This window comes from Mesorhizobium sp. M0626 (assembly GCF_040320665.1).
In the GTDB taxonomy this organism is placed as follows: Bacteria; Pseudomonadota; Alphaproteobacteria; order Rhizobiales; family Rhizobiaceae; genus Mesorhizobium.
In genome coordinates this window covers 130821-142261 of sequence record NZ_JAMYQD010000001.1, presented here as the reverse complement: position 1 = coordinate 142261, position 11441 = coordinate 130821, and the positions used below count along the sequence as shown (strand labels likewise).

The 11441-nt window shown below is 61.3% G+C and carries 14 protein-coding genes; all 14 read right to left on the bottom strand.

The window, feature by feature from the left end:
• Positions 1–35: 35 nt before the first annotated feature.
• The gene (locus NKI37_RS00755) at positions 36–419 is read right to left on the bottom strand and encodes a hypothetical protein (RefSeq protein WP_023700765.1); all 384 of its coding nucleotides are present in this window, start codon (positions 417–419) and stop codon (positions 36–38) included.
• Between the two features lie 55 nt (positions 420–474).
• Positions 475–1074, bottom strand: a complete 600-nt coding sequence (locus tag NKI37_RS00750; protein ID WP_352794336.1) for a hypothetical protein — start codon at positions 1072–1074, stop codon at positions 475–477.
• A 477-nt stretch (positions 1075–1551) separates the two neighbouring features.
• Entirely contained in the window at positions 1552–2586 is a 1035-nt protein-coding gene (locus NKI37_RS00745; protein WP_352787740.1) for a hypothetical protein, read from the bottom strand.
• Between the two features lie 74 nt (positions 2587–2660).
• Positions 2661–3119 carry a hypothetical protein gene (locus tag NKI37_RS00740; protein WP_352787742.1) on the bottom strand — a complete coding sequence of 153 codons (459 nt, stop codon included), beginning with the start codon at positions 3117–3119 and terminating at the stop codon, positions 2661–2663.
• Positions 3120–3167: 48 nt separating this feature from the next.
• Entirely contained in the window at positions 3168–3938 is a 771-nt protein-coding gene (locus tag NKI37_RS00735; protein ID WP_352787745.1) for a hypothetical protein, read from the bottom strand.
• The gene (locus NKI37_RS00730) at positions 3931–4299 is read right to left on the bottom strand and encodes a hypothetical protein (protein ID WP_352787748.1); all 369 of its coding nucleotides are present in this window, start codon (positions 4297–4299) and stop codon (positions 3931–3933) included. Before NKI37_RS00730 ends, NKI37_RS00735 begins: the two co-directional genes overlap by 8 nt.
• Position 4300: 1 nt before the next feature.
• On the bottom strand, positions 4301–4498 hold the full coding sequence (locus NKI37_RS00725; protein ID WP_352536792.1) for a hypothetical protein: 198 nt from the start codon (positions 4496–4498) through the stop codon (positions 4301–4303).
• The gene (locus NKI37_RS00720; protein WP_156933961.1) at positions 4495–4701 is read right to left on the bottom strand and encodes a DNA-binding protein; all 207 of its coding nucleotides are present in this window, start codon (positions 4699–4701) and stop codon (positions 4495–4497) included. Before NKI37_RS00720 ends, NKI37_RS00725 begins: the two co-directional genes overlap by 4 nt.
• A 77-nt stretch (positions 4702–4778) precedes the next feature.
• Positions 4779–5759, bottom strand: a complete 981-nt coding sequence (locus tag NKI37_RS00715) for a hypothetical protein (protein WP_352536791.1) — start codon at positions 5757–5759, stop codon at positions 4779–4781.
• The gene (locus NKI37_RS00710) at positions 5756–6979 is read right to left on the bottom strand and encodes a tyrosine-type recombinase/integrase (RefSeq protein ID WP_352536790.1); all 1224 of its coding nucleotides are present in this window, start codon (positions 6977–6979) and stop codon (positions 5756–5758) included. Before NKI37_RS00710 ends, NKI37_RS00715 begins: the two co-directional genes overlap by 4 nt.
• Positions 6980–7239: 260 nt before the next feature.
• Positions 7240–8301, bottom strand: coding sequence for an ABC transporter ATP-binding protein (locus NKI37_RS00705; protein ID WP_023670982.1), 1062 nt, complete (start codon positions 8299–8301; stop codon positions 7240–7242).
• A gap of 39 nt (positions 8302–8340) precedes the next feature.
• The gene (locus NKI37_RS00700; RefSeq protein WP_023726672.1) at positions 8341–9162 is read right to left on the bottom strand and encodes a carbohydrate ABC transporter permease; all 822 of its coding nucleotides are present in this window, start codon (positions 9160–9162) and stop codon (positions 8341–8343) included.
• Positions 9163–10101 (bottom strand): carbohydrate ABC transporter permease, encoded by a 939-nt coding sequence (locus NKI37_RS00695; RefSeq protein ID WP_023693414.1) that lies wholly within the window; start codon positions 10099–10101, stop codon positions 9163–9165.
• Entirely contained in the window at positions 10101–11438 is a 1338-nt protein-coding gene (locus tag NKI37_RS00690; protein WP_352787753.1) for an ABC transporter substrate-binding protein, read from the bottom strand. Before NKI37_RS00690 ends, NKI37_RS00695 begins: the two co-directional genes overlap by 1 nt.
• Between the last annotated feature and the right edge of the window lie 3 nt (positions 11439–11441).

Below are 11441 nucleotides of genomic sequence, written 5' to 3'. Positions count from 1 at the left end.
CAGGCGCGCCATCACGGCGGGCCGAATTGATGTAGCTACTTGTTGCGGCGAGCGTAGATGCCTGCAGCCAGGTCGTTGAAGCCCTCGTTCGTTTTTGCGATGGCCTTATCCCACGCCTTCGAAATGGTCGTGACTGGTTTGCCCGATTCGGCAGCATCGAAGGGCGCCCGCTTCATGGCTTCGGACGTTTCGAACTTGGCCCGATCTTCGGCCCGAGCCTGAGCCAGGGCAGCGGCGTATTGCTCTGGATGACGGTCTGCCAGGTCGAGATAGTGCTTCTCTTCCTGGGAAAAGAGGGCGGTGACGAAGCGTGCCTTGTAGAAAAAGCTCACCATATCGCCGGCGGTGCGAAAGCCGGTGGCGGCACCCGTGGCGAGCGCGGTTTTCCAGTGGTCGGGAAAGTGGCTTGGGATGGTCATTGGGTGTTTCTCCTTCGAATGGGACGCGGTGTCGTCACGACGCTGCGGGTTGGTTTTAAGGCTTGGCTCCCCAGCACGCCGACATTGAGCGTTCCGCCCAATCGGCGCCGCCGGGCAGGCCTTCGATGTCGTCCGAGGTCCATTGCCCGCCTGACCCGTCATTGCCGGTTTGGTCGACGAATTCTTTCACGTCGTCGGACCAGTTCAGGACAGACCGAGCCGGCAACGGCAAACGAAAATCATGAGTGCGTGAGCGGTTGATATCTTGATGCATCGCGCAGGCCAGCGTCGCGGTAAGATCCTCCACCGCTATCACGGCCCGAGCCTGGTCGAGTTCTGAGGCTCCCAGGATTTCCATCGCCTCTCGGATCAAAGACGGCCATTCGGCTGTCATGACCGACAGGCACGCTTTCACGGCCGGGTCGTATCCATCGGTGGATTTTGCCGTCCAAGTTGAGCGCCGACGCTCAGCCCGATCTGGTCGGCCGCCATGGCCGTTCTTTATGTTGGAATTCTGGCGCCGCGCCGCGTCGGCAGCCTGCCGGTCGATCATACGCCGGCCATCAGCCAGAACGACCACAGGCAATGAACCGCGCACCACAGCCCGGCTGATGGTTGACGGGTTGACGCCGATGGTGGCGGCATATGCGGACATTGTGAGGAGAGCTGCTGACATCAGATCATTTTCAACAGGTCAGAATTGCGCGGGAGGAGGGTTCCAGACCTTGCGCCATAAGGGGTCAGCCAATTTGCATGGTGACCATGCCCATGTTTTGGAAGGCTGTGGCTAGGGACAGTTTGGGCTACCGCCGCCCCCTCATACGTGCAGCGCTGGGGAGAACCTACCCTAGGTTGCGTAGCGGTGCCGCTTGGTTGCAAAGCCGGTGCGGACGGACAAGTCGGGGAAACCCTTTCCGACCGTCCGTCCGCGACGCACGCCGGGATGGAAGTCCGCGACCGCGCCATTCGTGATGATGCCGTGAGCCGGCGGCCAACCGCTCTGAAGTCCGCCGGCTCTATGCCCACGCTGTCAGGACTGACAGGAACCGACGCAGGGCAATGGGTGAGGCCGGGCAGCCGAAGCCGTCCGGTCTCTTGGTGATGGTGAAGGATTAACACCATGCTCGTGAACTCAGTCCCGCAGTTCCGGCAGATCGTCGGCCAGACCAAGCAACGCGCGGGGATCCACATCGGCTCGGCGTTCGACTGGCAGGTGTTCGGCCAGGGCTGCATCGACAAGGGCTTCCTCTGTGCGCTCCTTGGCGAGCAACTGCCCATCGATCTCGTTGATCTTGTAGGCGCGGGTGGCCTTATCGAGTGCACGGTCGTCGGCGGCTATAGCGCCGATGTCCCTGTTAAGGGCGGCAATCATCGCGTCTGGGTTGAGCCAGCATTGGAGGGCCACCGGATCAACTGCGCTAGCGTGACCGCGCGCTATGCCGTGCGCGTCGGGCATGACAACCGTGGTCTCGACCGTGATCATCTTGTTGGGGAATTCGATCTCGTTGCGGCCACCGTCAAGGATGCCGTAAAGGCGCGGCTTGGCTGTCGCTGCCTGTGCGGCCACCCAGGCCTTGGCAAATGCCTTAGCATCGCTGGAGGGCAGCGGAGCGGTCTCAACGTCGCGGCGGTCGGCCTTCAGTTTCGAGATGGTCGACCGACTCGCCTTGATCTCGGCAAGCAGCTTGTCACCCTTTGCGGTCGACGGCTTCACCGGCTCGGCCACTTCGATCCGGCCAGGAATGTCCTTGAGGTAGCGCTCAAGCCTGTCAACGAGGGCAGCGTGGGAGCGCCAGACGGTGGCGCGCGCCTCGTACTGGCCGCGCACCCGTTCGAGTTCTTCTAGGGCGATGTCCAACTTTGCCTTGGCTTCTGCCAAGCGGGGATCGTCTGGGCCTCGCCGGACAACGCCGTTGGGCAGATCCTCCTCGCGTTGCAGTTCACCGCGATCCAGGGCGCGTTCCAGGCGCTGGAACTCCGTCTCGGCTTCGTCGCGCTTGTCGAACAGCTTCCGCTGCTTGTCCGAAATCCCCATCAGCAATGCGCGTGCATCGTCGCGGGCCTCGACCAGTGCGACGAACTTTGCCTTTGCCGGTGCAGGCAACTTTCCACCCGGATTGGCGCTGTTGAGGAAGACGATCAGATCGGCGGGAGTGGCGGCGTCCATAGGTTTCTCCGTTGATTTGCACGCATTTTACCAGACCCTGAAAAGTGCCCCGACGCGCAAATATGATTTCCGCGTTAGGTGCTGAAGAAGTCGGCGAGCCATCGCCGTGTCGGAGCTTTGCCGCCATTGCCGCGAAGGATGGTCCAGGCTAGCGCCTTGCCGCCTTCCGGGTGCGGGCAGACAGCCGCCGTTCGATGCTCTGGCCATTCGCCAGCGGCATAGGCTTCGAGGTGTTCGAACATATCCCAAACGCCTTCAGCGCCGGCGCCGTCGCGATCGGCCGCAACATGCCCGGCAAGTTCCCGCAGAGCTTTGTCGCGCTCGCCGATGAGCCAGGCGCGTCGTGCATCGGCCTGGCCAGGGCCAGCGGCCTTCAGGCCGAGCGCTGCGTCGAGCGTTGGCGCGTGACCAGCAAAGAATGCGTCGATCGCCTCGCCGAGCGGCACCGCGTCAACAGGATCGATCGGGCGGCCTTCGCGCAAAGCTGCCGATATCCTGCGCAGACGTGCAGCGGAGTCGATGGCGCCGCTCATAGGTCGCCGCTTTCTGTGGCAAGTTCTTGACCCGAAACTTTCTGAGCGCTATACGGCATCGAGCTGCCCCCCGAGCTCTTCGTATAGCCTGCGGGCTCTGCCGTAGTTCTTGTCGTCGTCGTCCATGGTGGCATGCTCACCGACAAGCCCGTCGAGCCAGTTGAACCAGTACCGCAGTCTTGAACTGTCGCCGCTCTTCATCCCGCGCTCGACCATCGCGAGCACGGCGCCGACGCTGGAGGAGTTCACCCTCTCCTTGCCCCTTCTGTCGAATGGCGTGACGTTCGATGACGCCGTTTCAACGGGATCTATTATTACCGTTTCAACGGGATCTATTAAGGCTTCGCCTAATATATTATACAGCCCATCTCCTTGAAGTTGTTCAGCGTTTTCTGAAAGTTGGTTACCTATCGGGTCATTTTGAGGAACGGGACGGTTACCCATGCGCGCCGTTGAGGTAACAGGCTGGTTACCTGTGTAGGTAACATGCTGGTTACCCTTGACGGTCTTCAGGATGGCCTCGTCCATCTCGCTGTAGATGACGAAGTAGCATCGCGATTTCGGGTTGAGTGGGTTAGCGCGGCCACCGATATAGCCGCACTCAGCCAGGGTTCTGATAGACCTGGAAAGGCTCTTGAGATGGCATCCGACAAGGCCTGCCAATCGGCCATGGCCCGCGGTGCAGCCTATGCCGTTGGTGCTCATGCGGTCATGGATCGAGATAGCCATCATAACCCGGAGATCCAAGGACGTGAGGCGCTGATCCGCCATGGCGCGCGGCGGATCAGGACAGAAGAGGCGACCATCATTCTTAGCCATTGGGGCCTCCTTGCCTGCGCAAGAGCGCATGGAGCCGGCGATGATGCTTGCGGCAGAGACAGATTATCAGCATCGCGTCCGCCGCCGGCTCCGGATGGTGACAGTCCACCCTCGGGTCGCCGCAAACCTCACACGGCCAAATGATCAGCTTTCCCTTTTTGCGCGCCTGTGCGACGGCGTAATGAGCGCGACGCGCGTCCGGGTTGGCAAGGTTCCAGTTGCGTTGCGCGCGCCATTTCGGGTCTGGCGATTGCCTGCGGCGAGTGCTATTGTCCGAACTCTCAGATGCTGCCAAGCTTGAGACTTCGAAGCCGGTGAGCGTGGTTGCACACGCCGCCGGTTTTTCTTTTTGCTGATCCATTTTAGGTAGCCCTCGCCAATGCCAGATGGTGTTGGCGGACAGCCTCACAGGCTTCGCGGGCGGTCAGCCCTAGACCTCTCAAGGCGGGGATAGCCGGGCCGCGAGCGTGGCGCGGCGTATCCTGGATGAAGCGCAATCCGATCTCGACTTTCGAGGAATCGCAGGCGGCGTGATCGTCGGTGTGGATGCCGGTCATCATGCGGCCCTCCGGCGAGGGTTGGGCTTGCGCTCAAGCGCCTCGATCCACGCCTTCACTGACGGCACGCGATACAAAATGCGGCCGCCAAGCTCGACATAGGGAAGGCCGTCCGGCAAGCGTTGCCACCGGATCAATGTGCGCTCGCTGACATGCAGTTGTGCAGCCAGGGCAGGGCGGTCCAGATAGTCATCAAGTAGGCTCATTCGCTGACACTCCTTGCGTTGAGTTGACAGCGACAACCTACGGACGGACACGCATTTGGTCGTCCGAACAACCCGTCCTAATTCTTGACGGTTGGTCGGATTTTCTTCCTCCGCTCAAATCGCGGGATTGCCAGGCGGTTCTGCAACCGCTCGGCACGTTTAGCCATGAAGTCGGCCTGGGCGAGATTGCCGGCGGCGCGGAGTTCCAGGGATTTGCTAAAATGCTCGGAAGCTCTGTCCGCAATTCGTTCCCTGAGCTTCACGGCGTTGACGGCCAATCCGATGTCATCCTTTAGGGCCGCCTTCTCAGCGTCCTCTCCGGTGGCGAGCGTATAGGCAAGCCGTACAAATGCGGAGAACGGACCTGTGTCCGTGCTCGTGATCGCCTTGCCCGCCTCGACGTGCCAGAGGAAGGCAAGATGCCGGATGAATTTCTGCTTTGGGGAGCCGTAGAGCATCGCATGAAGCCCGCGCCCGCCTCCGGAGCCCTTGTCGGGTAGGTCTGGATCGCCGGTGCCGTATGTCTTGACCACTGCGCCTCTCGCAGCACCGGCCGAAAGAGAAATCCGGTGCAGCAACTCCTCGATATCGCTCTGGAGGGCCAGCACGACAAATTCATCAAGCGGCTCGCCTGATTTTTTTCCAATTGCGTCAAGCTGCTCAACGACGGTTCGGATTAAGGGTGCGAGCAGACTTGATCCTTCTGAGATATTGTGGAGGGCGGTCGCCATCTGCGCCACTCGGAAATCCGGACGAGCAGAGCCCTCGATGAAATGGTCTACGATCTCAAGAAATTTCGCCATGAATATGAGCGACGATCCATCGTTCGCGCTCCCAACAAGCATACCCAAAATTTGGTTGAGGCGTTTGTCGTCTTCTGTCGGTTCGGATGGCAAACTGCGACCGTGGATCTCCGCTATGGATGGATCGCGGATGAACAGTGCTCGTTGCTGATCGATCGGAGCGTCGGGCTCCACGGTGATATTTAGGACATGCTCGCGCCACCTCGCGTAAACATCGGCCGCCGAAAAGCTTCCGCTCGGGAAGGGCGGCTTCATTGTGCACCGCCCTTCATGTTCACGACTTCTGCGCCGGTTCCAGTGGCCATGACAATCGCGCCAGCGCGTTCGGTCGCCGCCCGGAGGGGATCGTCCATCAAATGGCTGTAGCGCGCCGTGGTGGCCGGCTGTGAGTGTCCGAGCAAGGCGCCGATGATTGGCAGGGACAGGCCAGCGCTGGCCAGCACTGAGGCATAGGTGTGGCGTAGGTCGTGAATGCGGGCCGATGGCGTGACCACGATCTTGTTGCCTATCGTCTCGGCCGTGACGATGCCGGCGGCAAGACACAGTTCCCGCCACTCGGCCTTGATCTCGACGCGGTGATCAGCGCCACGGCCGGGGAACACATAGACGGCATCATCCTTTGCCTTCTCGCGAAGCTGATTGAGCAAGAGCCGGGCAGGGGCGGACAGGGGAACGCGGTGCATGGTCTTCTGCTTCGTGGTCGAGCCCGGCTTCGTCCAGACACCAGCGGTGAGATCGAACTGCTCCCACTTCGCGGCCTGTACCTCGCCGCGCCGCGCACCAGTGAGCAGCAGAAGCCGAAAGATGTTCGCTGCCTGCTGATCCTCTAGCGCCGTCAACGCCTCGGTCAGCTTGCCAAGTTCGGCCGGGGACAGATAGCGGTGCCGCTTCTGCTCATCGTTGCGTTCGATCCCCTTGGCCGGGTTGTCGGTGCGCCACCGCCATTTGATGGCGAGCCCGAACATCTTCGAGAGAACGGCCACTGCCCGGTTCGCCAGATAGGGCGCCGTCTTCGAAATCTTGCGGTGCAGGCTGTCGATGTCGGTAAACTCGACCTCGGCCACCTTCTTGTTTTTCAGCGCCGGCAGGATGTGGTTCTTGATCAGCGCCTTATAGTCACGGGCGGTCGAGTCACGCTTCTTGGTGAGGTGTTCCTTTTCGAAGCGGTCGCAGAGATCGGCGACGGTCTTTGCATCCCGGGCGGCGGCGACAGCGCCCATGGGGTCAGCGCCCATATCAATTTGCTTTTTGAGGTGTTTCGCTTCCTCGCGGGCAGGGCCGCTTTTCCAGTCAGGAAAAGAGCCGATCGTATATCGACGCTCCAGGCCGGAGCGAGTGCGGTAATTCAGGATGAACGCCCGGGCGCCAGCCTTGGTGACGCGGATACCGAAGCCCTTCACGTCGTCGTCATAGGTGATCTTGTTTCCGCTTGCCGGAGCCGGCAGGGCTTTGATGATGGCGTCCGAGAGTTGCATCCTGTGTGTCCGCACTGTGTCCGTCATATCGACGGCGCTTCATGTGCGCTCACTGTCTCACAATGTTCTGATTTGTCAAAGAGTGTCCGTTGAGAATCAACAGCTTATGTGCGGACACGGCATAATTTCGAATGAAAGCAACGGGTTGGCGAAACGGCTCGGAATGAACTTTTAATCAGTAGGTCTCGGGTTCGAACCCCGACGCGCTCACCAGAAATATTTCGTGCGGAAGTTGCCCTGTCAGCAGCCCCCATCGCCCCCTACAATCGCCGCCCGGTCTTGACGTCGAACAGATGAGCGCAGGCGCGGTCGATCTCGATGCGCATCTGCTCGCCCTGTTTCAGTGCCAGCCGCTCGCGGAAAAGGCAGGAGATTTCTTCTCCGGCGCAGTCGACCCTGGCAAAGATTTCCGAACCCGTTGCTTCCAGAAGCACGATCGTGCCGGCGATTCCTTTGGCGGTCGTCGCTCGGATGTGTTCGGGACGGATGCCGTAGATGAGGTCGCCGCCGGGTATGTTTGCCAGGTCGATGCCTTCCGGCAGCGGCAAGATCAGTCCACCGGCGCTGCGGAAAACACCTTCCTCGACATGGCCCCGAATGAAATTCATCGCGGGCGAGCCGATGAACCCGGCAACGAAGAGGTTGGCCGGGCGATCGTAGAGATCGAGCGGTGCGCCGATCTGCTCGACAAGGCCGTCATGCAGCACGACGATCTTGTCGGCCATGGTCATGGCCTCGATCTGGTCGTGGGTAACGTAGATGGTGGTGGTTCCCAGCCGCTGGTGCAGCGCCTTGATCTCGCCGCGCATCTGCACGCGCAATTTGGCGTCGAGATTGGACAGCGGCTCGTCGAACAGGAACACCTGCGGGTCGCGCACGATGGCGCGGCCCATGGCGACGCGCTGGCGCTGGCCGCCGGAAAGCTGACGCGGATAGCGGTCGAGCAGCTTGTCCAGGCCGAGAATGCTGGCGGCCCTGCCGACGCGGCCGGCGGTGTCGGCCGGATCGGCTTTCTTGATCTTCAGGGCAAAGCCCATATTGTCGGCCACCGTCATATGCGGATAGAGCGCGTAGTTCTGGAACACCATGGCGATGTTTCGGTCGCGCGCCCTGAGATTGTTGACGACGCGATCGCCAATGGCGATCCTGCCGCCCGAGATCGTTTCCAGTCCGGCAATCATGCGCAGCAGCGTCGACTTTCCGCAGCCCGACGGCCCGACCAGGATGACGAATTCGCCATCGGCGATGTCGACGCTGACATCGTGGATGATCTTGGCGGCTCCGAAAGCCTTCTGAACGTTGTTGATTGTTACCGATGCCATTGGATTTCTCCCGGAAATGAGTGATGTCGGGGCCGTGCCTCAGCCGCCCTTGACGGCGCCTGCGGTCAGCCCGGCGACGATCTGCCTTTGCGCGAACAGGGTCAGCACCAGCACCGGCAGCGTCACCACAAGTGCCGCGGCGGCGAGCGGACCCCAGCTCACCTGCTCGTAGGAAAGCATGTTGTAGACGGCGACCGGCAGCGTGCGGGTCTCGCGGCTGGCGAGCACAATGCCGAAGACGAAATTGTTCCATGAGAAGATGATCGACAGGATCAAGGCGACGACAATGCCCGGCTTGGCGATGGGCAAGGCGACCAGCCGGAACACCTGCCAGGAACTGGCGCCATCGATGTTGGCCGCTTCTTCCAGCTCCATCGGCGTGGTCTCGAAATAGCCGATCATCACCCAGACCACGATCGGCACCGTCACCACCAGATGGATGATGATCTGCGGCCACAGTGTGCCGAGAATGCCGACCCACTGGAACAGCAGGAACAGCGGAATGAGATAGGAAAGCCCCGGCGTCATGCGGGCGATCATGATGACCACCGCCGAGCGTTCGGCCTTGAGCCGCGCGATGCCATAGCCGGCCGGCACGCCGATGAGCAGCGCGAGCAACGTTGCCGTGCCCGTCACCAGAACCGAATTCCAGAAATAGAGCAGGAAATTGTTCTCCTCGAATACCTTCACATAGTTCGACCAGGCGAGATGTTCCGGGATCAGGATCGGCGGGTATGCACCGTTGTCGATCTCGAACTTCAGCGACAGCGAGATCATCCAGAGGAAGAACAGGATCGCCGGCGAGACGAAGACCAGAGCCGCGAAAAACAGCCCGATCCGGTTGAGCAGCCGTGAACTCATCTATTTGCCCTCCACCCCGATCCATTGGGAGCGCTGGCGCAGCATCAGCAGGATGAAGGACAGCGCGACGATGACGATGAAGAACACCACGGCCATGGCCGAGCCATAGCCGATGTCGTAGTAGGAGAAGGCGGTGTTGTAGAGATAGATGTTGATGGTTTCCGAGGCCGTGCCCGGTCCGCCCTGGGTCATGGCATAGATGATGTCAAAACTTTTCAGCGCATCGATGGTGCGGATGATCATCGCGATCATCAGGAACGGCGCGATCATCGGCAAGGTGAGATAGCGGAATTGCTGCCAGGCGTTGGCGCCATCGATCTCGGCGCTCTCGAAGGGCTCGCGCGGCACGGAGGCCAAGCCGCCCAGCACGATCAGCATCACCAGCGGCGTCCACTGCCATGTCTCGACCGCAACCAGGGACGGGATGACCGTCCTGGCATTAAAGATCCATTCCTGCGCCGGGATGCCGACCAGCGACAACAGATAGTTGAGCACGCCGAGCTGGGGATGGAACATCATCGTCCAGACCAGCGCCACGGCGACTGGCGTTGCCATCATCGGCATGACGAAGACGCCGCGCAACAGGCCGCGCAGCGGAAATTTGGCGTCGAAGATCAGCGCCGCGACAGTGCCGAGGAACATCGGCGCCGCAACCGAAAGCGCCGTGTAGGTCAGCGTATGGAAAAGCGATTCCCAGAAGCGTTGGTCGACGGCCAGCCGCAGGTAATTTTCCATCCCGGCAAAGCTTCGCGCCTGGCCGAGGGTCCAGCGGTTGACGCTCATCCACAGTGTGAAGGCCCAGGGAAAGACGATCACGGCGCCGACGACGACGAGCGCCGGGACGACGAAAGGCCAGTAGTTGGGAGCCAGCCGGATGGTCTGGCTCCCTTCGATGGCTTGCGTCGTCACCCCGGTGCGTTCTGGGGTGATGGCGGACATCAGCCTTGCTCGCTCCGGTCGAGCACCGGCTGGAACTGCTCGGTGGCCTTCTTCAGTTCCTCCGCCGGATCGGCGCCGGCGATCAGATTGGTCAGCGCCACGCCATAGATGTCGCGGAACTCGGTGACCGGAATGATGACCGGCAGCGACAGCCGGCTGACATTGCCCGAGCCGACCACGGCATCGAGCCAACTCGCCGGCATGGTGACGCCTTCGCGCACCTTGGGATTTTCCAGCACCGACTTGCGGAACGGCACGCCGGCACCCGCCTGCAGCAGGCGCGCGCCCATCGCGGGCGAAATCGCCCACTGGCAGAAGAGGTAGGCGGCCTCCTTCTTCTCGCTGGCGGCCGTCACGCCGAGGCCGTCGCCAAAGGTGCCGGCGGCATGCGCCTTAGGCCCCTTGGGCATGACGCCGTAGCCAACCTTGCCGACAACTCGTGACTTTTCCGGATTTTCCATTGGCGGGGCAAAGCCGACGCCATCGAACCACATCCCGATCTTGCCTTGCAGGAAGGCGGACTGGGCTTCGGCCCAGTTGAATCCGGTGACGCCTGGAGGCGCCGACTTGGTCATCAGCCGCTGGTAGAGGCTGGCCGCCTCGACCGCCTCGGGCGAGGTCGTGCGCAGCTTGCCCTTGTCGTCGAGCGGCGTCATGTCGTAGCCGAGCATAAGCGACGTCCACACCGGCGTGTTGGCGTTCTTGAGGCCGCGGGCGACAAAGCCGTAGGTATTGGTCGACGGGTCGGTCAGCGCTTCGGCGGCCGCCATCAGTTGCTCGAAGGTTTCAGGGTATTTGAGGCCCTTGGCCTCGAACAATTCCTTGTTCCAGTAGACGATCCAGTAGTCGACTGAGAACGGCAGCGAGCGCAACACGCCCTGGCCGTCCTTGGCAAACAGCATGCCGGCATCGGCGAAATCGGTTTCCACCAGCGCAGGATCGGTCAGGGTCGGGTCAGCGAGATAGCCTGATATGTCGGCCAGCCAGTCGCCCTTTTCGAACTGGCGCTTCTGCACGTGGTAGCTCAGATGCACGACGTCGAAGCTCGGTTTGCCGGAGCTCAGTTCGATCACCGTCTTCTGGCGCTGCTGCTGTTCAGGCGTCGCTTCGGCATTGACCTTGATCCCGGTCAGTTCCTCGAACTCGGCGATGTATTTTATCAGCGTGTCGCTGCGCGGGCTTTTCACCAGATTGACGTCAAGCGTCGTTCCCGCAAAGCGCTTCCAGTCGACGCCGGCGGCAAAGCTTGGGCGAACACCGGCAAAGCCGGCGGCGGCAAGGGCGGCGGTTCCCTGGAGGAGTTGCCTCCTGGTTGGGTTGAACAGATTGGACGACATTTT